This is a genomic window from Streptomyces sp. AcH 505 (assembly GCF_000818175.1).
Taxonomy (GTDB): domain Bacteria; phylum Actinomycetota; class Actinomycetes; order Streptomycetales; family Streptomycetaceae; genus Streptomyces.
Genome location: NZ_JTIY01000001.1, coordinates 2,982,968 through 3,005,534, shown reverse-complemented (window position 1 = coordinate 3,005,534; position 22,567 = coordinate 2,982,968). Strand labels below are relative to the sequence as shown.

Annotated in this window: 20 protein-coding genes and 1 pseudogene; 8 read left to right on the top strand and 13 right to left on the bottom strand. The window is 70.2% G+C overall.

The features are described from left to right. Window positions 1–17: 17 nt before the first annotated feature. From HY68_RS13770 to HY68_RS13740, 7 genes are all read right to left on the bottom strand, one after another. Window positions 18–1,133 (bottom strand): ADP-ribosylglycohydrolase family protein, encoded by a 1,116-nt coding sequence (locus HY68_RS13770; RefSeq protein ID WP_041988587.1) that lies wholly within the window; start codon window positions 1,131–1,133, stop codon window positions 18–20. Between the two features lie 115 nt (window positions 1,134–1,248). Next, on the bottom strand, window positions 1,249–2,613 hold the full coding sequence (locus HY68_RS13765) for a class II fumarate hydratase (RefSeq protein WP_041988584.1): 1,365 nt from the start codon (window positions 2,611–2,613) through the stop codon (window positions 1,249–1,251). Then, entirely contained in the window at window positions 2,610–3,695 is a 1,086-nt protein-coding gene (locus tag HY68_RS13760) for a mandelate racemase/muconate lactonizing enzyme family protein (RefSeq protein ID WP_041988582.1), read from the bottom strand. Before HY68_RS13760 ends, HY68_RS13765 begins: the two co-directional genes overlap by 4 nt. 6 nt (window positions 3,696–3,701) lie before the next feature. Next, window positions 3,702–4,607, bottom strand: coding sequence for a carbohydrate ABC transporter permease (locus HY68_RS13755; protein ID WP_198533266.1), 906 nt, complete (start codon window positions 4,605–4,607; stop codon window positions 3,702–3,704). Then, the gene (locus HY68_RS13750) at window positions 4,571–5,530 is read right to left on the bottom strand and encodes a sugar ABC transporter permease (RefSeq protein ID WP_078863596.1); all 960 of its coding nucleotides are present in this window, start codon (window positions 5,528–5,530) and stop codon (window positions 4,571–4,573) included. Before HY68_RS13750 ends, HY68_RS13755 begins: the two co-directional genes overlap by 37 nt. Window positions 5,531–5,534: 4 nt before the next feature. Beyond that, a complete protein-coding gene (locus HY68_RS13745; protein WP_078863595.1) occupies window positions 5,535–6,818 on the bottom strand; it encodes an extracellular solute-binding protein in 1,284 nt (427 codons plus the stop codon). Between the two features lie 370 nt (window positions 6,819–7,188). Then, complete coding sequence (locus HY68_RS13740) at window positions 7,189–9,807, bottom strand: bifunctional FO biosynthesis protein CofGH (RefSeq protein ID WP_078863594.1); 2,619 nt, start codon at window positions 9,805–9,807, stop codon at window positions 7,189–7,191. 518 nt (window positions 9,808–10,325) lie between these two features. On the opposite strand from HY68_RS13740, the gene HY68_RS13735 reads away from it, so the two are divergent. After that, the gene (locus HY68_RS13735; protein ID WP_041988577.1) at window positions 10,326–11,885 is read left to right on the top strand and encodes a CehA/McbA family metallohydrolase; all 1,560 of its coding nucleotides are present in this window, start codon (window positions 10,326–10,328) and stop codon (window positions 11,883–11,885) included. A gap of 91 nt (window positions 11,886–11,976) precedes the next feature. Here HY68_RS13735 and HY68_RS13730 read toward each other — a convergent pair whose 3' ends face one another. Further along, window positions 11,977–12,705, bottom strand: coding sequence for an SDR family oxidoreductase (locus tag HY68_RS13730; protein ID WP_041988575.1), 729 nt, complete (start codon window positions 12,703–12,705; stop codon window positions 11,977–11,979). 156 nt (window positions 12,706–12,861) lie between these two features. Between HY68_RS13730 and HY68_RS13725 the strand changes: the two genes are divergently transcribed. Next, window positions 12,862–13,848, top strand: coding sequence for a helix-turn-helix transcriptional regulator (locus HY68_RS13725; RefSeq protein WP_063779642.1), 987 nt, complete (start codon window positions 12,862–12,864; stop codon window positions 13,846–13,848). Here HY68_RS13725 and HY68_RS13720 read toward each other — a convergent pair. After that, complete coding sequence (locus tag HY68_RS13720; protein WP_041988573.1) at window positions 13,795–14,796, bottom strand: helix-turn-helix domain-containing protein; 1,002 nt, start codon at window positions 14,794–14,796, stop codon at window positions 13,795–13,797. The genes HY68_RS13725 and HY68_RS13720 overlap by 54 nt on opposite strands. 71 nt (window positions 14,797–14,867) lie before the next feature. On the opposite strand from HY68_RS13720, the gene HY68_RS13715 reads away from it, so the two are divergent. Further along, complete coding sequence (locus HY68_RS13715) at window positions 14,868–16,154, top strand: amino acid permease (RefSeq protein WP_041995997.1); 1,287 nt, start codon at window positions 14,868–14,870, stop codon at window positions 16,152–16,154. A gap of 75 nt (window positions 16,155–16,229) precedes the next feature. Here the strand turns inward: HY68_RS13715 and HY68_RS13710 are convergent, their stop codons facing one another. Continuing rightward, window positions 16,230–17,249 (bottom strand): glycoside hydrolase family 16 protein, encoded by a 1,020-nt coding sequence (locus HY68_RS13710; RefSeq protein ID WP_078863593.1) that lies wholly within the window; start codon window positions 17,247–17,249, stop codon window positions 16,230–16,232. 516 nt (window positions 17,250–17,765) lie between these two features. Between HY68_RS13710 and erm the strand changes: the two genes are divergently transcribed. The 3 genes and pseudogenes from erm (at window position 17,766) to HY68_RS13700 (ending at window position 20,478) form a co-directional block, all read left to right on the top strand. Next, window positions 17,766–18,554, top strand: coding sequence for a 23S ribosomal RNA methyltransferase Erm (gene erm, locus HY68_RS13705; protein ID WP_041988570.1), 789 nt, complete (start codon window positions 17,766–17,768; stop codon window positions 18,552–18,554). A 178-nt stretch (window positions 18,555–18,732) separates the two neighbouring features. Then, a pseudogene (locus HY68_RS40080) lies at window positions 18,733–19,376 on the top strand (CatB-related O-acetyltransferase). A 1-nt stretch (window position 19,377) separates the two neighbouring features. After that, window positions 19,378–20,478 (top strand): hypothetical protein, encoded by a 1,101-nt coding sequence (locus HY68_RS13700; protein WP_063779641.1) that lies wholly within the window; start codon window positions 19,378–19,380, stop codon window positions 20,476–20,478. Between the two features lie 84 nt (window positions 20,479–20,562). Here HY68_RS13700 and HY68_RS13695 read toward each other — a convergent pair whose 3' ends face one another. The 3 genes from HY68_RS13695 to HY68_RS13685 are packed head-to-tail and all read right to left on the bottom strand — an operon-like array spanning window position 20,563 to window position 21,946. Next, the gene (locus HY68_RS13695) at window positions 20,563–20,922 is read right to left on the bottom strand and encodes a VOC family protein (RefSeq protein WP_041988567.1); all 360 of its coding nucleotides are present in this window, start codon (window positions 20,920–20,922) and stop codon (window positions 20,563–20,565) included. Beyond that, on the bottom strand, window positions 20,922–21,128 hold the full coding sequence (locus HY68_RS13690) for a DUF397 domain-containing protein (protein ID WP_041988565.1): 207 nt from the start codon (window positions 21,126–21,128) through the stop codon (window positions 20,922–20,924). Before HY68_RS13690 ends, HY68_RS13695 begins: the two co-directional genes overlap by 1 nt. Further along, window positions 21,125–21,946, bottom strand: a complete 822-nt coding sequence (locus tag HY68_RS13685; RefSeq protein WP_041988564.1) for a helix-turn-helix transcriptional regulator — start codon at window positions 21,944–21,946, stop codon at window positions 21,125–21,127. Before HY68_RS13685 ends, HY68_RS13690 begins: the two co-directional genes overlap by 4 nt. A 101-nt stretch (window positions 21,947–22,047) precedes the next feature. On the opposite strand from HY68_RS13685, the gene HY68_RS42790 reads away from it, so the two are divergent. Both HY68_RS42790 and HY68_RS13680 read left to right on the top strand, forming a co-directional pair. Continuing rightward, entirely contained in the window at window positions 22,048–22,224 is a 177-nt protein-coding gene (locus HY68_RS42790) for a hypothetical protein (RefSeq protein WP_157874342.1), read from the top strand. Further along, the gene (locus tag HY68_RS13680; RefSeq protein WP_041988563.1) at window positions 22,221–22,466 is read left to right on the top strand and encodes a hypothetical protein; all 246 of its coding nucleotides are present in this window, start codon (window positions 22,221–22,223) and stop codon (window positions 22,464–22,466) included. Before HY68_RS42790 ends, HY68_RS13680 begins: the two co-directional genes overlap by 4 nt. The last annotated feature ends 101 nt before the right edge of the window (window positions 22,467–22,567 follow it).

Sequence of the window (22,567 nt, the reverse complement as noted above, 5' to 3'; positions counted from 1 at the left end):
CGGCTGGCCGCTGCCGTTCAGCCGCGCGGGTAGCGGGCCAGCCAGCCGGACGCGGCGACGCCGGGGCTGTGCAGTGCCGGGCCCTGGGTCATCTCCATCGCGAAGTCGTCGGCGATTTCCAGCAGCGTTCCGCGCCCTTCCAGTTCGGCCAGCCAGGCGGGCGGCAGCGCCGTCTCGCCGTGCATCGTGCCGAGCAGTGCCCCGCACAGGGTGCCGGTGGCGCCGGAGGGGCCGTCGTGGTTCACCGCGAGCCGCAGCCCGTGCCGGATGTCCTCGCCGACGAGCGCGCAGTAGACGGCGACGGCGAGCGCGTCCTCGGGCGCGTGCCCGTCGCCGAGCGCCGCGATCCTCCCCGGGCCGGGGATGCCCTGGCGTACCGCGCCGAGCGCCTGTCGGAGCGCCTGCGTCACCGGTTCGTGCCCGGGGCGTGCGGCGAGCAGGCCGAGGGTGCGCTGGACGGCAGCGTCGACGCTCTCGCCACGGGCCAGGCCGTGCACGATCACGGCGAAGGCACCCGCCGAGAGGTACGCGGCGGGGTGGCCGTGTGTCTGCGCCGCGCACTCCAGGGCGAGCTGGCAGACCAGTTGCGGCTCCCAGCCGACGAGCAGCCCGAACGGCGCCGAGCGTACGAGCGCGCCCGCGTCGCGCGCCGTGGGGTTCTTGGGCCGCTCCAGGGTGCCCATGTACTCGTCGCCGAGCCCGGAGAGACAGGAGCGGGTCGGGTCGCGGCGCGCGTACAGCCACTCCTCCTGGGCGAGCCAGCCGTTGTCCTTGCGGCGTACGTCGGGTCCCCAGTCGTGCTGGGTCGCCGCCCAGCGCAGATGCGCGCGGTGCACATCGGTCGGCGGGTGCCAGGCGCCGGTGTCCCTGCGCACCTGCGCGCGGATCAGTCCGTCCACGGTGAACAGGGTCAGCTGGGTGGCCGCCGTGACGGCGCCCCTGCGCCCGTACACGGGGACGAAGTCGACGACCGCGTCCGCCCCGTGCACCGCCCTGATCTCTTCGAGGCTCAGTCCGGCGACCCCCGCGCCCAGCGCGTCGCCGATGGCGCCGCCGAGCAGACAGCCCCGTACCCGGCTGCGGAAATCCTGCTGCTCGGCACGCCCCCAGACGGCTCCGGACGGAATGCTCATGCGCCCCTCCTGTCCCACGAGTGCCCCCGGAGCCGATGACGGCTGCGCAGCACTGTAATCGAACAGGAACTCCGGGTTGAGGGCGCGGATCAGCCGTCGTCCCTGCCCGGGGTCGCTACCCGGACACTTCACGCCCCGGCGGCAGCGGGTCCCCCGCCATCGCCACCGGATCCACCCAGTCGGCGAACTGCTGAGGCGTGATCCCGTGCCGCGCCGCGACCTCTTCGATCTCGTCGCCGGACGCGAGCGCGTCGGCGGTGATCTCCGCCGCCGCGTGGTACCCGATGTGCGGGGAGAGCGCGGTCGTCAGCATCACACTGCGCCGTACGTTCGCGGGGCCCGCGTCCGTCGCCGCCAGGCCCTGGAGGCACTGCCGGTTGACGTTCCATACGGCCGCCGACAGCAGCCGTACCGACTGCAGCGCGGCGTCGATGACGACCGGCATCATCACGTTCAGCTCCAGCACACTGCCGGTCTGCGCGAACGTGACGGCGGCGTCGTTGCCGACGACCCGCGCCACCACCATCGTCAGCGACTCGATCACCGACGGCGGCACCTTGCCGGGCATGATGCTGCTCGACACCCGCACGTCGGGCACCCGCAGTTCGCCGAGTCCGGCGCGCGGTCCCGTCGCCAGGAGCCTGATGTCGCAGCCGATCTTGTGCAGCGCCAGCGCGGCCGTGGTCACGGCGGCGTGCGCCGAGATCATGTCGTCCAGGGTGCTCTGGCCGCAGAAGTGGTTGTCGGTCTCCACGAAGCCGATGCCCAGCTCGGCGGCGAGCCGGGCGCAGGTGCGCGCGGCGAACTCCGGGTGCGCGTTGAGCCCCGTACCGACCGCCGTACCGCCGAGCGGCAGCTCGGACAGTCCGGTGATCGCGGCCTCGATCCGCCGCCGCGCCCGGGCGACCTGTCCCGCGTAGCCGTGGAACTCCTGGCCGAGCCGCATCGGGGTGGCGTCCTGCAGATGCGTCCTGGCGACCTTCAGCACGTCCCAGAACTCGACGGCCTTCGCGGCCAGTTCGGCTTCGAAGGCGTCAAGTGCGGGCAGCAGCTGCGTGCGCAGCGCGACCGCCGTCGCGATCCGCATCGCCGTCGGCACGACATCGTTGGACGACTGGCAGCGGTTGACGTGCTCGTGCGGCAGCAGCTCCACCGGCGGCTCGGCGCGGCGGGCGAGTTCCGCGATGACCTCGTTGGCGTTCATGTTGCTCGACGTCGCCGAGCCCGTCTGGTAGACGTCCACGGGGAACTGGTCCCACAGCTCCCCGTCCAGCAGCAGATCGACCGCGGCGACGATCGCCTTCGCCTGCGCGTGACTGATCAGCCCCAGCTCCACGTTGGCCTGCGCCGCCGCGCGTTTGACCCGTACCAGCGCGGTGAGGAATTCCTCCGGCATCGGGACGCCGCTGACCGGGAACGCCAGGACCGCGTGCCCGGTCGCCTCCCCCCACAGCTGATCGGCTTCCGGTACGTCGCTCATGACAGCGCCGACGTCTGCCGCGCCGCCGACTCCAGGAAGGACGGCAGGATCTCCACGCCCCAGCCCGGCGCGTCGGAGATCTCCACGAAACCGTCCTTCACCACGGGCACCGGTGCGAAGAACTGCGAGCCGGCCTGCTCGATCGACCACTCCTGCAACTGCGTACAGGCCGGCATGGCCAGCACCAGATGCGCGGTGAACATCGGGATCAGCGAGTGGCCCGAGGAGTGCGGTGTGCAGGGGATGCCCGCCGTGTCGGCCAGCTCGGCGACGCGCCTGGCCCGGCTCAGACCGCCGATGTAGCAGACGTCCGGCTGGATCACGTCGACCAGCCGCTCGGCGATCATCCGCCGCACGATCTCCAGCGAGAACTCCTGCTCGGCCGCTCCGATGGGCAGGTCCAACTGCTGGGCCACATACCCCATGTTGTCCAGTTCCCAGCTGGGGTTCGGCTCCTCCAGGTGGTAGAAGCCGTACTCCTCCAGCCGGCGGCCGACCATGACGGCGCCGCCGGGCGAATACGCGCCGTTGGCATCGGCGTTGAGCAGGAACGCGTCCCCGAAGGTCTTGCGCATGGCCGGTACGAGAGCGGCGGTGCGGCCGTTCCACAGCTCGGCGTCCCGGCCGTTGCGCACCCCCACCTTGATCTTCGCCGCCGTGAAGCCGTAGTTCTCGACGGCGTCGCCGATGCGCCGCAGCTCGTCCTCGACCGGGGTCTCGCGGCTCATGCTGGACGCGTACACCCCCACCTTGTCGCGGAACTTGCCGCCGAGCAGCCGGTACACGGGCTGTCCCGTGGCCCGGCCCTGAAGGTCCCACAGTGCGGTGTCGATACCGCTGATCGCCCGCATCAGGAATCCGCCGAGGTACTTGTACTCCGCGCGGACCGCCTTCTCGACCAGTGTGGCGATGTCCCACGGGTTACGGCCGAGGAAGTGCTTCGCGACCAGCCGGTGCAGGACCTGGGCGGTGATCTCCGGCTCCGAAGGGGCGGTCTGGCCGTAGCCGAACTGCCCGTCGTCCGTACTGACCTTGACGACGCAGACGTTGCCGGAGATATAGGTCTCGACCGAGGAAATCAACTGACTTCAGCCTTTCATTCCGGACATGACGACGCCCTGCACGAAGTACCGCTGGGCGAGCAGGAAGACCACGAAGATCGGGATGATGGTGAGCGTCGCCGCCGCCATCAGCCCCGGGGTGTTGGTGAAGAACTCCCCCTGGAACAGGGCGAGGGCGACGGGCAGGGTCTGCAGGTCGGGCGAGTTCAGGAAGACCAGCGGGCCCAGCAGGTCGTTCCAGGAGTCCACGAAGGTGAACAGCGCCACCGTCGCGAGGGCCGGCTTGGCGAGCGGCAGCATGACCCGCCGGAAGGTGGTGAAGACGGAGGCGCCGTCGATCCTGGCAGCCTCCTCGATCTCCTTGGGGATGCCCAGGAAGAACTGGCGCATCAGGAACGTGCCGAACACCGGCGTCATCACCCGCGGCACCCAGAGCGGGTAGTGCGTGTCGACCCAGCCGAAGTCCCGGAAGACCACGTACTGCGGGATCAGATAGACGATGCCCGGGATGAGGGCCGAGCCCAGCACCACAAGGAACAGGACGTCCCGCCCGGGGAACTTGATCCGCGCGAAGCCGTACCCGGCGAGGGACGCCACCACGAGCAGCCCGACCACATTGAGGAAGGCGAGCTTGACGCTGTTCCAGAAGTAGCGCGGCAGCACGTCGATCGCCTGCCGGTAGCCCTCGAGCGTCGGGTGGCGCGGGATGACGGACGTCGCGTCCGACAGCGACTCGGGGCCGCTCTTGAGCGAGGTGCCGATCATCCAGAGCAGCGGGAAGAGGAAGCCGAGCCCCAGGACCGTGAGGAAGGCGTAGTAGATGCCACGCAGGACCTTCTGGTTCTGCAGTGCGCCGGCGACCGTGCGGCCGCCGCTCTCTGTCGTGCCGGTCGCGCTCACCCGTAGAACACCCACCTTCGTTGCAGTCTCCATTGAATGACCGTCAGTGCGGCGATGACCAGGAACAACAGCCAGGCCATGGCGGACGCGTAGCCCAGCTCGCCGTCGGCGAAGGACGTGTTGAAGAGCTGGAGCATGTACGTGTTGGTGTCGTTGCCCGGGCCGCCCTTGGTCATCACGTAGACGATGCCGAAGACCTGGAAGCTGGCGACGAACTGGCTGATGCTGACGAAGAACAGCGAGGGCGTCAGCAGCGGCAGGGTGATGCTGAAGAACCGCCGCGCCCTGGAAGCGCCGTCGAGGCTCGCCGCCTCGTACAGCTCGGCGGGGATGGCCTGGATGCCCGCCATGAGCACGATCATCGGGTAGCCGACGCCCTGCCAGACGCTGACGAAGATGACCGCGATCAGCGCCCAGGGTGACGTGACCAGCCAGTCGGGGCCGTCGATGCCCAGATGGGCGAGGAGGGTGTCGAAGACGCCGTCCTGCCCCGAGTAGAGCCGGAACCACACGACGCTCACCGCGACGACGTTCGCCACGTACGGGACGAAGAACGCCAGCCGGAACACCGTCATGATCCGCCGCTGCGGGCTGACCAGCGTCGCGAGGCACAGCGCGAGGATCATGGTGAGCGGTATCGCGCCCAGCATGAACAGCAGCGTGTTCGTGACGACGGTGTGGAACAGCGTGTCGTGCAGGATCAGTTTGCTGTAGTTCGCGAACCCCACGAAATGGCGGGAGTTGAAGCCGTCCCAGTCGGTGAACGACGAGTAGGTCGTGACCGCCATGGGGTAGAGGTGGAAGACGCCGATGCCGAGCATCAGCGGCGCGACGAAGGCGTATCCGACGAGATTGCGGCGCTTGCGTCCCGGCGCGCGCCGCACCTTGCGCGGGGGCGTGCCCTGCGTCGGCGTGTTCCGCGCGGGCATGTTCTGCGTCGGCGTGTTCACAGACATGGGCTCATCCGATGATCTCCTGGATCTGCGGGCGGAGCTTGTTCAGCACATCGGGCGCCGAGGCACGGCAGTTGCGTACGTCGTCCAGGGCGGGCCGGTAGATCTGGAGCGCCTGCTGGACCTCCACCACCCGGCCGGGCAGTACGGCGTGGTTGGCGGCCTCCAGCACCAGGCCCATGTTCTGCGGTCCGCCGTCACTCCCGCCGCCCGCCATGTGGTCGGCGGCCGAGCGCAGTCCGGGGACGAAGGCGCCGGCCTCGGCGAAGGCCGTGGCGCCCGGGGTCGTGGTGAGGTAGTTCAGCAGCTGCCACGCGGCCTCTTTGTGGGCGGCCTTGGCGGGGATCGCGAACACCAGCTGGTTGGCGTAGGTCTGTTGCCTGACCTGCCCCGGGATCGGGGCGATGTCCCACTCGAAGTCCTTGACGTTCTGCTGGAAGAAGTCGACGAAGGTGGAGACCCGCTGGATCATGCCGATCTGCCCGGCCGCGAACATCTCCGCGCCCCTGCCGCTCTGTTGCAGCTCGGACCAGCGGGGCTGGGCGTCGTGCGCGCAGGTGAGGTCGGCGACGAACTGGTAGCCGGCGGCGTCGGGCGGGTCGGCCAGCGTGAACCGCTTGCCGTCCTTCGACCAGCGGCCGGTGCCCCCGTTGTTGACCGTGTAGATCATCTCGAAGCCCGCGTCGTCGAGGACGCACGCGCCCCAGCGCTTGCCGGGGATGGAGAGCTTCTTGGCCGCGGCGAGGAAGTCGTCCCACTTCCAGCCCTCGTCGGTCCAGCTGACCGGCGGGAGGGGGACGCCCGCCTCCTTGAACATGGTCTTGTTGTAGAAGATCACCCGGGGCTGCATACCGAGGCTCCAGCCAACGTAAGAGCCGTCGGGCTGCCGGGCGTTGTTGTAGACCGTGGTGAAGTAGTCGGCCTCCTGGAGACCGCTGTCCCGCATGAAGTCCCGCAGGTCGTGCAGCCGGCCCGTCTTGGCGTACGAGGCGACGAAGTCGTCGTCGATGCGCATGATGTCCGGCGGGTTGCTCGCGCCGAGCACCGTCCGGCACTTGACCCAGTAGTCCGTTCCCGAAGCGGCGAACTGGTACTTGATCTTCTTGCCCGACTGCTTCTCGAAGGCGTCGAACACCTTCGGGTAGGGCGACCCGTCGAGCGCTTCCCAGTTCATCAGCGTGATGGTCGAGTCGTCCGATGCGGAGGCGCTGCCGCCGCAGCCGGCGACCGCCGCCCCTGCTGCCAGTCCGCCGATCCCTGACAGCACCTTTCTGCGACTGATTCCTGTCATCTACGTCGTCACTCCTGTGGGTCTTCACTCCCGTTCCGACGAACACGCACGCCATACAGCGGCGATGTTTCGGCCACGAGCACGAAACGTAGGGCATACCTTTTGGTTCCACAAGGCGGTCAATCACTTCCGCCTGACGAAAGATATCGATTTCGCTTCGGAGCAAACTAATCCGTGTCGAGGGTCTTGCGAGGGGGCGGGAACGGGGTTGAACTGGCAGTTCGGCGCAGAAATGCCTCGACCGGGATCCGGTCGCGCATGTCGAAAGTTTCGGCAACCTGCCCGAAACTATGTAGGCGTCCGGGGGCACAAAAATGGCCACCGACCCGGATCGACATCCGGATCGGCGGCCACGGGGGCGGTACGTCGGTCAGTCGCTCACCAGCGGCAGCAGTTCGGGCAGATGACCGTCGGATGCGGCAGCCGCCCGTACCCGCTCGTCCGGCACCTCCCCGTACAGCGTCGTCCGGGGCTTCGCCGGCCGGCCGGCCGCCTCAGCGATGGCGACCAGGTCCTTGACCGAGCGGTACGAGCCGTAACTCGACCCGGCCATCCGGGAGATGGTCTCCTCCATCAGCGTGCCGCCCAGGTCGTTGGCGCCCGAGCGGAGCATCTCGGCCGCGCCCTCCGTGCCCAGCTTCACCCAGCTGGTCTGGATGTTGGTGATGTGCGGGTGCAGCAGCAGCCGCGCCATCGCCATCACCGCGCGGTTGTCACGGTCCGTGGGACCGGGCCGCGCGATGCCCGCCAGATAGACGGGCGCGTTGGTGTGGATGAAGGGCAGCGTCACGAACTCCGTGAAACCGCCCGTCTCCTGCTGGATACCGGCCAGCGTCCGCAGATGGCCCAGCCAGTGGCGCGGCTGGTCGACGTGCCCGTACATCATCGTGGAGCTGGAGCGGATGCCCAGCTCGTGGGCGGTCTTGACCACCTCGATCCAGGTCGCCGTCGGCAGCTTGCCTTTGGTGAGGACCCAGCGCACCTCGTCGTCCAGGATCTCCGCGGCCGTGCCGGGGATCGAGTCGAGTCCCGCCTCCTTGGCGGCGGTCAGCCACTCGCGGATCGAAAGGCCCGTGCGCGAGGCGCCGTTGACGACCTCCATCGGGGAGAACGCGTGCACATGCATCCCGGGGACGCGCTTCTTCACCGCGCGCGCGATGTCGAAGTACGCGGTGCCCGGCAGGTCCGGGTGGATACCGCCCTGCATGCACACCTCGACGGCGCCCACCTCCCACGCCTGCGCCGCCCGGTCCGCGACCTGGTCGAGCGAGAGGGTGTACGCGTCGGCGTCGGTACGGCGCTGCGCGAACGCGCAGAACCGGCAGCCGGTGTAGCAGACGTTGGTGAAGTTGATGTTGCGCGTGACGATGTACGTTACGTCGTCACCGACCACGTCACGGCGCAGCTCGTCCGCGATCCTGGTCAGCGCGTCCAGCGCCGGCCCGTCGGCGTGCAGCAGCGCCAGCGCCTCGTCGTCGCTGAGCTTCGTCGGGTCGTCCGCGGCCTGCGCCAGCGCCTGCTTCACGTCCCCGTCGATCCGCGAGGGCACCATCCCGGGCGCGGCGGCCTCGCGCAGCGCGTCCCAGTCCCCGTACACGTCCTGGAAGTCCTCGCGGCGGTCCGACGTGCGGCCCTCGGTGTCGATCGTGACGTGCAGATCGGTACGGCCGGTCGCCGTGAACCCCTCGTCGGGCTCCTGCCAGGGCAGCCCCACCGGGTTGACGCCCTCGCGCGCGAGACCGGTCTCCTCGTCGGCCAGCGCCCGTACGTGCGGCATCAGCCGGGGGTCCAGCCACGGCTCGCCGCGCTGGATGAACTCCGGGTAGATGGTGAGCCGTTCGCGCAGCTCGAAGCCGGACTCGGCCGTACGCGCGGCCAGTTCGTCGATGTGCGGCCAGGGCCGCTCCGGGTTGACATGGTCCGGGGTCAACGGCGAGACCCCGCCCCAGTCGTCGATCCCCGCGCCGATGAGCAGCGCGTACTCGGCGTCGACCAGATTCGGCGGCGCCTGGATACGGGCCGAAGGGCCGAGGATGTGCCGCGCGACCGCGACGGCCGCCGCCAACTCCTCCAACTCGGCGTCCGGCATGCCGCGCATGGCCGTGTCGGGCTTGGCGCGGAAGTTCTGGACGATGACTTCCTGGATGCCGTGATAGGCGCGCGCCGTCCTGCGCAGCTCGAACAGCGAGTCGGCGCGCTCCTCGTACGACTCCCCGATGCCGATCAGGATCCCGGTCGTGAACGGGACGTTGGAGCGGCCCGCGTCCTCGATGACCCGCAGCCGAACGGCGGGCTCCTTGTCCGGCGAACCGTGGTGCGGACCGCCGGGCTCGGACCACAGCCGGGTCGCCGTGGTCTCCAGCATCATCCCCATGGAGGGCGCGACGGGCTTGAGCCGCTGGAGGTCGGTCCACGACATCACGCCCGGGTTGAGGTGCGGCAGCAGCCCCGTCTCCTCCAGGACCCGGATCGCCATCGCCCGTACGTAGGCGAGCGTGTCGTCGTACCCCTCGGCCTCCAGCCACTCCCGGGCCTCCGGCCAGCGGTCCTCCGGCCGGTCGCCGAGCGTGAACAGGGCCTCCTTGCAGCCCATCGCGGCGCCCTGCCGGGCGATGTCCAGGACCTCGTCGGGCGAGAGGAACATGCCGTGCCCGGCGCGGCGGAGCTTGCCGGGGACGGTGACGAAGGTGCAGTAGTGGCATTTGTCGCGGCACAGCCGCGTCAGCGGGATGAACACCTTGCGGGAGTACGTGATCACGCCGGGCCGCCCGACGGCGGCGAGACCGGCGTCACGGACCTTGGCGGCGGACGCGGTGAGATCGGTGAGGTCGTCGCCGCGGGCCTGGAGCAGTACGGCAGCCTCGGCGACGTCCAGCGCGACACCGTCCCGCGCCCGTTTGAGGGCGCGCCGCATGGAGTTGGCGGTCGGTGGTCCGGCGGGTCCGGCGGGCTGGTCGGTCCCGGAATCCTCAGGCACGCGCGTAGTCATCCTTCGAGGATACGTACGGCGCCGGGTTCTGATCGGTGACGAGCCTGGTCAGAGACGCAGCTCACCGTACGGGGTCGCCGTCCGGCGGGGGTGCGGGTCTTGGTTGCGGTTGTTGCCGGGTGCCGCTCCGGGGTCGTGTCCTGCGCGGTGTCGCCGTCCGGCACGGGGTCGCCGTCCGGCGCGGCTCGGGGTGCGGGGTTGTGGTTGCCGTTGTTGCCGGGGGCCGTTCCGGGGTCGTGTCCTGCGCTGCATGATTTACGGCGCGTACTCGCCTGACGCGGAGCCACCGCCGAGACGCGCCACAAATCACGCTCTACGCTCCGGACACCACCCCTGCACGACCCCCTTCAGCCCCCGCCTGATCCGGCCGCTGCCCCGACCCGCGACGGAACGCGGCCCGGTCGGCGACGGCCGTCCGCCTGCCGGAAACCGGCCGACCCCCTTGCCTTGCGGTGGGGTTCACCGCCCGGCACAACAGTGGCAGCTGACCGCGTCCAGACCTCCCGGGAGTCGCCGGCATGACCGAAAATGACAATGCGGATAAAGAGTCGTCAACCGGATCCCTCGGCAGGAGAGGTCTCATGGTGACGGGAGCCGCCGCCGCGCTTACGTTGTCCACTGTGAGCTTCGCGAACGCCGCACCCGCTGCCGGTGCCGCCGGCGGTGCCGGGACCGGTGCCGGTCGGACCACGACCAGGACCGTCACCGGCACGCTGCCGCCCGGCTCCCCCGACTTCGTCCATCTGCCCGTCGAGGTACCGCGCGGGATCAGCGAGATCCGCGTCGCGTACAGCTACGAGCGGCCCGCCGTCCCGGCCGGCACCCAGGGCAACGCCCTCGACATCGGCATCTTCGACGAGCGCGGCACCGATCTCGGCGGCCGGGGCTTCCGCGGCTGGTCGGGCGGCGCGCGCACGGAGTTCTTCCTCCGCGCCGACGAGGCGACGCCCGGCTACATCGCGGGCCCGGTGCGCGCCGGGACCTGGCACATCGCGCTCGGCCCCTACACGGTGGCGCCGCAGGGCCTCGCGTACTCGATCACCATCACGCTCACCTACGGCCCCACGGCGGCCACCCCGAAGCCGGTCTACCCGCCGGAGCGCGCCAAGGGCCGCGGCAGGGCCTGGTACCGGGGCGACTGCCATCTGCACTCCGTGCACTCCGACGGCAAGCGCACCCCCGCCGAAATCGCGGCACTGGCCCGCGCCGCCGGACTCGACTTCATGCACAGCAGCGACCACAACACGTACTCGGCGCACGGCGCGTGGGACGGCCTGTGGGACGACGACCTGCTGATCCTCGTCGGCGAGGAGATCACCACCCGCAACGGCCACGTCCTCGCCATCTCCACCGACCCGGGCACTTTCATCGACTGGCGCTACCGCGCACGCGACAACCGCTTCGGCCACTACGCGCGCGAGGTACGCCGCGCCGGCGGCCTGGTCGTACCCGCGCACCCGCACTCCACCTGCATCGGCTGCAACTGGAAGTTCGGCTTCGGTGACGCGGACGCCGTCGAGGTCTGGAACGGCCCCTACACCGTGGACGACGAGGTCTCCCTCGCCGACTGGGACAACAGCCTCGTGACCTCGGCCCGTTCGGGCCGCGCCTGGACGCCCGCGATGGGCAACAGCGACGCGCACCGGGACCCCGACGCCATCGGCACCCCGCAGACCGTCGTCCTGGCCGACGACCTCTCCCGCACGGCGATCCTGGCCGGTCTGCGCGCCGGGCACAGTTACGTCGCCGAATCGGCGAAGGTGTCACTCACCTTCGGCGCTTCGGGCGGCCGCGGCAAGCACGCCGGCATCGGCGACCGGCTGCGGGTCGACGAGAAGGACAGCGTGACAGTACGGCTGGACGTGACCGGCGCCCCCGGCTGCACGGCCCAGTTCGTCACCGACCAGGGCACGCTCTACACCGCGCCGCTGCCGGAGTCGGGCGCGGGCACGGTCGAGTGGACGACGACGGCCTCGTACGCGAGTTACGTACGCGCCGAGGTCCGCCACGCGCCGACGGTCCCGGGGCTGCCGGGCCCGCTGGCGGCGTTCACGAACCCGGTGTTCCTGGGCGAGTGACGGTGGAGTGCCGCTTCAGCCTCGGGTGGCCACGTCGGCTCTGGGGTGGCACGTCAGCCTTGGGGTGGCACGTCAGCCTTGGGGTGGCACGTCAGCCTTGGGCGGTGGGCCGTACGACGAGTTCGTTGACGTCCACGTCGAGGGGCTGCCCGACGGCGTAGTTGACCGCTTCCCCGATCGCCGCCGCGGGGATCGCGATCCCCATGCTGCCGCGGACGGCCTCCCGCACGCCGGGGTCGCTGATGCCGTCGGTCAGCTCGCTGCTGGTGAGCCCCGGGCAGACGACGGTGACCCGCAGGTCGCGGCTCTCCTGCCGCAGCCCCTCGGAGATCGCCCGCACCGCGAACTTGGTCGCGCTGTAGACGGCGGCCGTGGGGTCGACGCGGAGGCCGGAAACGGACGCGATGTTCACCACGTGCCCCGAGCCCTGGGCGCGCATCAGGGGCAGCACGGCGGCGATACCGTGCAGCACGCCCCGGATGTTGACGTCGATCATCAGGTCCCACTCGTCGGTCTTGAGTGCGTCCAGCGGGGACAGCGGCATCACCCCCGCGTTGTTGACCAGCACGTCGACCCGGCCGTACCGGTCGTGCGCGGCCCCGACGAAGGACCGCATGCTGTCGGCGCTGGTCACGTCCAGCTCGTGGTGGTCGGCGGCGCCGCCTGCGGCCCGGATGTCCTCGGCCACGGCGGCGATCCGGTCGGCGCGCCGGGCGCCGAGGACCACCCGGTGGCCGGAGGCGGCAAGCCGCCGGGCGATGGCTTCGCCGATGCCGCTGCTGGCACCGGTGACGAGGACGACCTTGCTGTTGGGGGACATACGGCACCTTCGGGACGTTCTGGAGCGGGCGGACGGTCCGAGCATGCGCCGGATCGGGCCGCCGAGGCAGGGCGACACTTCCTGGGTGCGGCACTCCTAGGTCGTGTCCTAGGACCGCCCGCCCCACCGCCGTACACCCGGACGTAGGATTTACCCATGAGTGGTGACGAACTGGGCCAATTCCTCCGGGCGTGGCGCGCCCGGGTGACCCCCGCCGACGTGGGGTTCCCCGGTTCGGGCCCGCGCCGGGTGACGGGGCTGCGCCGCGAGGAGGTCGCCGTGCTGGCCGGCGTCAGCGCCGACTACTACGCGCGGCTGGAGCAGGGCCGCGAGCGCTCCCCTTCGGGCCAGGTCGTGGATGCCATCGCCCGCGCCCTGCGGCTGGACGCCGACGCGCACTGGCACGCGTACCGGCTGGCGGGGCTCACCCCGAAACAGCCGTCGAGCGGTCCGGCGGGGTCGGTGGACCCCGCGCTGCTCCAGCTGATGGACGCCTTCCCGACGGCCGTCGGGTACGTGATCAACCGCCGCATGGACGTCCTCGCCGCGAACGCGCTCGCCACCGCGCTTCTCTCCCCCCTGTCCGACCCGCACCACATGGTGTGGTCCCTCTTCCACGACCCCGCCGCCAGGCAGCTTTTCGCCGACTGGCCGACCGTCGCACGCGACACGGTCGAGGCGCTGCGGCTCGCTGCGGGACACGGCAGGAGCGGCGGCCCCGAGGACGCCGAGACGGCGGCGATGATCGCGATGGTCGACGAACTCCGTTCCGACAGCGAGGAGTTCGCCGCGCTGTGGGCGGACCACACGGTCAGCAGCCTCGGCCGGAAGACCAAGGTGTTCAACCATCCGGTGACCGGCCGGATGACCCTGACCTACCAGACCTTCGACGTGCAGAGCACGCCCGGCCAGCACCTCCTCGTCGGCACGGCGGAGCCGGGCAGCCCGGACGCCGCAGCCCTCGCGCGCCTGCTCCCGGCACTGCCGACCGCCCTGCCGTCCCCACCGACCGCCCTGCCGTCCCCACCAGCTGTCCTGCCGTCCCCACCGGCCGCATCGCCGCCGGGAAGCCCGGACGAGCGGGGCACGTCACCCGGCGGCAGCGGCGCGGTGCCGGAACACGTGCCGGTACGTCTGCGGTGAGACCGTCGTCGTCCTGCTGAAGTGGTAGCGCAGGTTGGTCGCCGAACCGAAGCCGGTACGCCGCGCGACGACCTCCACCGGCTCGTCCGTGGTCTCCAGCAGCTCCTGCGCGAAGCGCACCCGCTGCTGGAGCACCCACTGCAACGGTGTCGTGCCCATCGTCTCGCGGAACCGGCGGGCGAAGGTGCGCTCACCGAGCTGCGCCTCCCGCGCCAACCGCCGTACGGTCAGCGGCTCGTGGAGGTTGCCCCGTGCCCAGCGCAGTACGGGTTCGAGCCCCGCGTCCTCCGTCGGCCGCACCAACGGGGTGACGTACTGCGTCTGCCCGCCCTCCCGGTGCGGCGGTACGACCATGCGGCGCGCCACCTCGTTGGCGACCGCCGAGCCGAAGTCGCCGCGCACCAGATGCAGGCACAGGTCGACGGCGGCGCCGCTGCCCGCCGAGGTCAGGACCGTGCCGTCCTCGGTGTAGAGGGCGGAGGGCCGGAAGTCGACGTCGGGGAAGCGGTGCCCGAAGTCGCCCGTGTTCATCCAGTGCGTCGTGGCGGCCCGCCCCTTCAGCACGCCGGCCTGCGCGAGTACGTAGGCGCCACTGCACAGCGACACGATCCGGCGGCCGAGACCATGCGCGGCGCGCACCGCTTCCAGCAGGCCCTGAGGCGGCGCGAGTTGTACGCGGCGTGCGCAGGCGGCGACGATCACGGTGTCCGCGGCCGCCAGGTCGTCCAGACCGTACGGGGTGTCGACGCGCAGCCCGGCCGCCGTGCGCAGCGGCCCCGGCTCGGCGGCGCACAGGCGCAGTTCGTACCAGGGCGAGACGAGGTCGTCGCGGACGACGCCGAAGACCTCGCAGGGGATGGCCAGTTCGAAGATGGGCGCGGCGTCGGTGACGGCGAGGGCGACGACGTGGGGACGGCCGGGGCGATCGGCACGGCTGGTGGCGCTCATGGCGGTAATTATGCGTACCCTGTCGTTTCTGCCGATGGCCGGTGGCGGCGGAGGCCGTGAAGCTGGCCCTCATGACCAGCGAAACAGCCGTCCCCGGCCCTTCCGCCGCCGGTACCGTCGCCGTCGGCCGGCTCAGCACCCTCCAAGGCGCCGCCCTCTACGTAGGGGCCGTACTGGGCACGGGTGTCATCGCCCTGCCCGCACTCGCCGCCGAGACGGCGGGTCCCGCTTCGCTGCTCGCCTGGCTGGCGCTGGTCGTCCTGTCGGCGCCGCTCGCCGCGACGTTCGCAGCGCTGGGTGCCCGCTACCCCGACGCCGGAGGCGTCTCGACGTACGCCCGGCTGGCCTTCGGCGACCGTACGGCGGCGACGGTCGGCTGGTGCTTCTACCTCGCCGTACCGCCGGGCGCGAGCGCCGCGGCGCTCTTCGGCGGTGCGTACGTCTCGTCGGCGCTCGGTGGCGGCACCCCGACCACCGTCATCACGGCGGCGGCGCTGATGGTGGTCGTCACGGTGGCCAACGCCGTCGGCCTCCAGGTGACGGGCCGGATCCAACTCGCCCTGGCCGCGCTGCTCGTCGTCCTGCTGCTGCTCGCGGTCGGGCTGTCGCTGCCGCATGCGCACACGGCGAACCTCCACCCGTTCGCGCCGCACGGCTGGACGGCGGTCGGTCCAGCGGCGGCGCTGCTGGTCTGGAGCTTCGCAGGGTGGGAGGCGATCACCCACCTCGCGGCCGAATTCCGGCGCCCGGAGCGGGACTTGCCCCGGGCGGCCGGGATCGCCGTCGTGGTGGTCGGGGTGCTGTATCTGGGCGTCGCCTTCGCCGTCGTCACCGTACTCGGCCCGTCGGCCGCCCGATCGGACGCGCCGCTCGGCGAGTTGATGGCGCGGGGCATCGGCGGGAACGCGCGGTACCTCGCGGCGGCGGCAGCCGTGCTGCTGACGCTCGGCGCGATGAACGCCTACTACGCGGGCGCTGCCAAACTCGGCGCCGCCCTCGGCAGGGACGGGGCGCTGCCCGGCTGGCTGACGCGCGGCAGCGTGGTCGGCGAGGTGCCGAGGCGCAGCCTCGCGGTCGTATCGGCCCTGGGGTTCTGCGCGTTGGCCGGGGTGAGCCTGGCGGGGGTCGGCCCCCGGCCGCTGGTACTGATGACGACGGGCTCGTTCGTGGCGGTGTACGCGATCGGTGTCGCCGCGCTGGTCGCCGTGGTGGCCCTGCTCGTGATGTCGGGCGTCTATCTGCTCTGGCCGCTGGTGGTGACGGGCGGTGCGCTGCTGTATCTGCGGCTGAACCGGAAGGTGTGCGGGACAGCGGGCGGGGCGGCGGGCGGGACAGCGGGCGGGGCGGCCCGGACGTGAGGTCCGGACCGCCCCGTCTCTTCTGGATGTTCTGTCGGCTGTTCTTTCGGCTGTTCTACCGGCTACGAAGCCTTGTTACGGCGCCTTGTTGTAGACGGCGACGTAGTCGATGTTCATCTGACCACCGGAAATCGTGGCGGCGTTGGGTCCGCCCCCGAACGCGCCGGGGAAGCCGCCGCCCATGGCGAGGTCGTAGATGATGAAGAACGGGTGGTCGACGGCCTTCGCCCAGGTGTCGGCGTCCACAGCGGTGGCGTCGAGCGTGTAGTAGTTGTCACCGTCGAGGTACCAGCGGATCTGCTCGGGTGAGGTCGAGCGGTCGATCTGCACCGCGTACGTGTGGTAGCCCGACTGGCAGCCGGGGCAGGCGTGTTCACCGCTGCCGATACCGCTGGACTCGTTGCACGGTCCGCCCGGCGAGACCCCGCAGTGCAGGGTGCCGAAGACCGAGCTGCGGCCGTTGACGTCCTCCAGGATGTCCACCTCGCCGGAGGTCGGCCAGGTGGTGCCGGTCCGCAGGGGCTGGCCCAGCATCCAGAACGCCGGCCAGTAGCCCGCGCCGTTCTCGGTGGTGACGTCCGGCTGCTGGATGGACGACTCCATCATGACGACGCCACCGGGAGGCGCGCCGAACGAGTCGTCCTGCGTCTCGATCCGGCCAGAGGTCCAGCCGGTGTTGGGGTCGGTGCCGTCGTGCAGGGCGCGCAGGACGAGGTGCCCGTTGCCGTCGTGGAAGACGTTGGCCGTGCTGTCGGTCATCGTCTCGATCTCGCCCGTACCGAAGTTGCTGCCGGGGCCGGTGTCGTACTTCCACGTACCGGTGTCGACGCCGGTGTCGGCCGGGCCGTCGAACTCGTCGCTCCACGTGGTGGTGAAGCCCGAGGGCGGCGCGGGTACGGCGGCCGGGGCCGCGGCCGCCTTCGCCACGACGGGCGCTTCCGCGGGGGTGGCGGCGCCACCGGTCGGCGCGACGGCTGCGAGGCCGGCCACGCCGAGGGCGCCGACGGTCAGCGCGGTGAGGACGATCCGCGCCCGGGAGCGGCGCGGCCGGCGGCCGTCGCTGCCTGGTTGGAGCTGATGGTGTCCGCTGAACATGCGAGTTCTCCTGTTCCGAATGGGCTCAGTCGTGCGGGCCCATGTGGGGGGAATCGAAGCCGCCGTCGCCTGCCGGGTGGGGACCGTGTGCAGGGCGGACGGCGTGTGCACGGTGGGGGCGTGCACGGATCGAACTCTGTGACTCTCCAACTCTGTTCAGTTGTCTGACTCTGTTCAGGTAGCTGACTCTGTTCAGGTAGCTAACTCTGTTCAGGTAGTTGAGAGCGCTCTCTCAGCATGTGATTTCTAGTGCCCCCACCGCAGCGCGTCAAGCGGTTGGACAGCAGCGCCATGTCAGTACGGTCGCGGCGGCGGAAAATACCGAGCGCCCGGACGCGGTCGGCGGCTAGGGTCGCCGTCATGTCTTGCGCCTTCTTCGTAAAGCTGCGCCGCGCATGCGGCGAGCTGGTCTGATTCCCTCTCCATCGCTCAGCTCCGCCGCGTAACGAGTCCTCGCCGGTGCGGTGTTCCGTACTGCCCCGCCCCGGCTCCGAAGATTCCACGCGGAGCACTCCCATGCATCAGCCCTATCCGGGCGGCCGACACGAGCTCGGCCAGAACTTCCTCACCGACCGCGCCGTCATTGCCGCCATCGCTGACAAGGTGGCCGACTCCGTCGGCCGTACGAGCAGCCGGATCGTCGAAATCGGCCCAGGCGACGGCGCGTTGACCGTCCCGTTGAGCCGGCTCGGCCACCCGATCACGGCGATCGAGATCGACCCGCGCCGCGCCCGCCGCCTGCACAGCCGTACCCCCGGCCATGTCACCGTCGTATGCGACGACATCCTGCGCTGCGCGCTGCCGCGGGACCCGTACGTACTCGTCGGGAACCTGCCGTTCCATCTCACGACCGCGATCGTCCGGCGCGTACTCGCAGCCGACCACTGGCAGTCGGCCGTCCTGCTGGTCCAGTGGGAGGTCGCGCGGCGCAGGGCCGGGGTGGGCGGCGCGAGCATGATGACCGCGCGCTGGTGGCCCTGGTACGACTTCGCCCTGCACTCCCGCGTCCCGGCCCGCGCCTTCCGTCCCGTGCCGTCGGTCGACGGCGGACTGCTCACGGTGCACCGCAGACCGCGACCGCTCGTCGACGACCGCAAGCGGTACCAGGACTTCGTGCGGCGGGTCTTCACGGGGCGGGGGCGCGGACTGCCCGACATCCTCACCAGGACCGGGCAGTTCGACCGCAGGGACCTCGCCGGCTGGCTGCGGGCCAACCAGGTGTCACAGCGGACACTGCCGAAGGACCTGACGGCGGGGCAGTGGGCGTCGCTGTGGGGCCTCGGGGCCGGGCCGCACCCGCGGTAATTCCGTGTCCCGGCGGGCACGGCGCTGCGATCATGGGGCGTCCCGTCCAGCCAGATCGGGGTGGGCCCCGCCCAGCCGGATCATCGGGCGGGTCCCGCCCAGCCGGATCATGGGACGGGCCCCGCCCAGCCGGATCATCGGGCGGGTTCCGCCCAGCCGTAGGAAGGAACCGCCCGCCATGCCTGTGCCCGCCGACCCGACGGTGCTCCATCCCATGCCCGGCCAGCCACGGGTGGTGCTGCTCCGGCCGCTGGTCACGTCACCGCTGATCGAGGTCGGGGAGTACTCGTACTACGACGACCCGGACGACGCGACCGCGTTCGAGACGCGCAATGTGCTGTACCACTACGGCCCGGAGAAGCTGGTCATCGGGAAGTTCTGCGCGCTGGGGACGGGCGTGCGGTTCATCATGAACGGCGCCAACCACCGTATGGACGGCCCGTCGACCTTCCCCTTCCCGACGGTGGGCGGCTCGTGGTCCGACCACTTCGACCTGCTGACCGGCCTGCCGAGCCGCGGCGACACCGTCGTCGGCAACGACGTCTGGTTCGGGCACGGCTCGACGGTGCTGCCGGGCGTACGGATCGGCCACGGCGCGATCATCGGCGCGGGCTCGGTGGTCACGTCGGACGTGCCGGACTACGGGATCGTCGGCGGCAACCCGGCCCGCTCATCCGCACCCGCTACAGCGCGGAGGACGTGGCCCGGCTGCTGGCGGTGGCATGGTGGGACTGGTCGCCGGAGCACATCACCGAGCACGTACGGACGATCATGTCCGGCAGCATCGCCGAGCTGGAATCCGCCGCACCGGGAGCCTCGTAACATGCCGCATCTCGCGCACGACGCCGACGACACGCACGATGCCGGCGATACGCGCGATGCCCGCCTCGCGCACCAGGCCCGACTCGCCGCCTACGGTGCCGTCTCCACCGCTCTGGCCCTGACCAGCGACCGCGCGCTGCGGGAGCTGCTGGAGGCGGCCGAGCCGCTCGGTACGGGGATCGGCGGGAAGTCGGCGCTGCTGGAGGTGGCGGGCACCCCCGTCTTCGTGAAGCGGGTGCCGCTGACCGACCTGGAGCGACAGCCGGAGAACGTGCACTCCACGGCGAACCTGTTCGACCTGCCGCCCTTCTGCCAGTACAACATCGCCGGGCCGAGCTTCGGGACTTGGCGAGAACTCGCCGCGCATACGATGACCACGAACTGGGTGCTCGCCGGCGCATACGAGGGCTTCCCCTTGATGTACCACTGGCGGGTGCTGCCGGACTCGGCTCCCCTGCCGGACGAACTGGCCGACGTCGAAGCGTCCGTCGCCTACTGGGGCGGCGGATCGGCCGTACGGAACCAGATCGAAGCCCGCCGGGGTTCCTCGGCGAGCGTGGCGCTGTTCCTGGAATACATCCCGCAGAACCTGCACCAGTGGCTGGGGCAGCAGGTGGAGGCGGGCGACGCGGCGGTGGACGCGGCGTGCGCGATGGTGGAGGCGGAGCTGGAGGCCGGGACGGCCTTCATGAACGACAACGGGCTGCTGCACATGGACGTCCACTTCGAGAACATCCTCACGGACGGCAGCCGGCTGTACTTCACGGACTACGGCCTGGCGACGTCGCCGCGCTTCGACCTGTCCCCCGCCGAGGTCGACTTCATCGACGAGCACCCGTCGTACGACCGCGTGTACGCGCTCTCGTACTTGGCGAACTGGCTGGTCACGGGGTTGAAGGGGCTGGGAGGGAGGGAACGGCAGGAGCTGCTGGGGGCGTACGCGCAAGGCAAGCACCCCACAGGAGTCCCGGCGACCGCGGCGTCGATTTTGACGCGGTACGCGCCACTCGCCGTGGTGGTGACGGAATTCTTCCGGAAGCTGCGGGACGAGAGCAGACAGACGCCGTACCCGGCGGAGGAGATCCGCCGCCGGAGCCCGTAGTTCGTAGCTCGTCGGGAGTGGCTTGCACCAGGTAAGACGGAGGCGGGCCCGCAAAGTCGTCGCGGGTCTGGCGCGGGGTGACGGTCAGCGGTGGCCCAGCACGTTGATGACGCGTCCGCCGGGATCGCGAACGAAGAACCGCCGCACGCCCCACTCCTCGTCCTGCAACGGGTGGATGATCTCCGCCCCGCTCTCCAGCACGACCGCGTAGGCGGCATCCACATCGTCCACCTCGACGCTCAGGTCGGGGTTGACAGGCGCGGTCTTGTCGCGGGTCATGAAGCTGATCTGCGCGGCCGGGGTCGAGGGAGAGGCGAGCGTCATGATCCACCCGTGGTTCATGACCTCCTCGAAGCCGAGCAGCCCGTAGAACTCCCGGTTCTTCTCCGGGGTCTCCGACTCCGACTCGGCCGGGAGGTTGGGCACGACACGGCGTACGGCCATCAGCGTCGTTCCTGAAGCCCGGCGTACGCGACGAAGTCGGCCCAGGCGGCGGGAGCGAGCATGAGCACGGGGCCGGCGGGCCGCTTGGAGTCGCGGACAGGGACGACACCGGGAAGGTTGGCGACCTCCAGGCAGTCGCCGCCGTTGTTGCCGCTGTAGCTGGACTTGAACCACACCGCGTCTGACAGGCTGCTCGCGCTGATCATGATCCTAGTTCCTTCAAGGCGTGGGCAATCATGTCGATTGACCGGTCGGGCGAGAGGGCGACGGCCGTGAGCAGATCATAGGCTCGCGTCGCAGCCTTAACGTTCTCTGTCTCCGCGAAGATTTGCCCCTTGAGGAAACCGTCCACGTAGACGACGTCTGGTCCTTCATCCAGGGTAAGGGCCGAGAACGGCCCATCAACCCCCGCATGCCCACCCGCATCGAACGGGATGACCTGTAGCACGATGCTCGGAGTCTCCGCAGCGTCCAGAAGACGCTGGAATTGACCACGCATCGTGTCAACGTCACCCATCGTGCGCCGAAGCACGTTCTCGTCAAGGACCATCCAGAGCTCTGGCGGAGTATCCCGAGTAAGGATGTGCTGCCGCGCGAGCCGAGCAGTCACCAGCTCTTGGACCTTGTCAGCGTTGAGTCGTCCTTCCGAGAGCACCGCCCTGGCATAGTCCTCAGTCTGCAACAACCCGGGCACGAGCTGCACTTGGAACGACCGGATCTGCGAAGCGGCAGCTTCAAGCTCAACGAACGGCCGGAACCACTTCGGGTAGGCGTACTTCATCACCAGCGGCCACAGCCGCCGGAAGTGGTCACCCGTCCCGAACAGCTCGTCGGCCAGCACCGACAGTTCTTTCGTCGGTAGCCGCTTCGCGGCTTCGATCTTGTTGAGCAGTGAGGGCGCCATCAACGCCGCCTTCGCCAGCGCCCGTTGCGACATGCCCGCAGCCTCACGGCGCCGTCGTAAATCCGTGGCGTAGAACGCCAGCACGGAATCGGACGGGTCCAGATCGTCTGCGTACGCCACGTCGCACCCTCTTTCATTGAAACGTCCGAATGTCAACGCTTCCCCCCTGTTGAGCGTACTCACAGAAGCCGACGCTTGAGGCACAGACAGTGATGAAAGCGATGACGGAAGGCACAGCTCTCATGTGCGACCAGGACGTCGACCAGCAGCACCCGCCCGACCTGAGGGAACTTCAGGCCACCGTCCAGGGCTGGGGCTTCTGGCGATTGGCGCCCGACCCCGTCACCACGGAACTCCTGGAACGCGTACTCGACGGATTGAGGCGATGGTCGGAATGACACAGAGCAAGGCACGACGCTTCCTGTCGCGCCTGACGGCGGAGTTCGGCACGAACGGGATGCTCATCGTGCAGAAGTCGGCGGACGGACTGAACGGCGGGGACGACGGCTACGAAGCCGAAGGGGCCGACCTCGTCCCCGGGTCCGCACTGCGCTGGCCCAAGTGCGAGTGCGGCCACTCACTGTGCCCCGACAGCGGGTCAGGACGCATGATCCCGAACCTCCGCGACCGCCGAGATTAGCCGCCCGCAGGGCCGCCCCTGAGGTTTGAGTGTCGCGGCTCCGGCCCGGGCATCAAGGGCGCTCCTACGTCGCGTCGGCTCCGCCGATTGCGCTTCGCTTC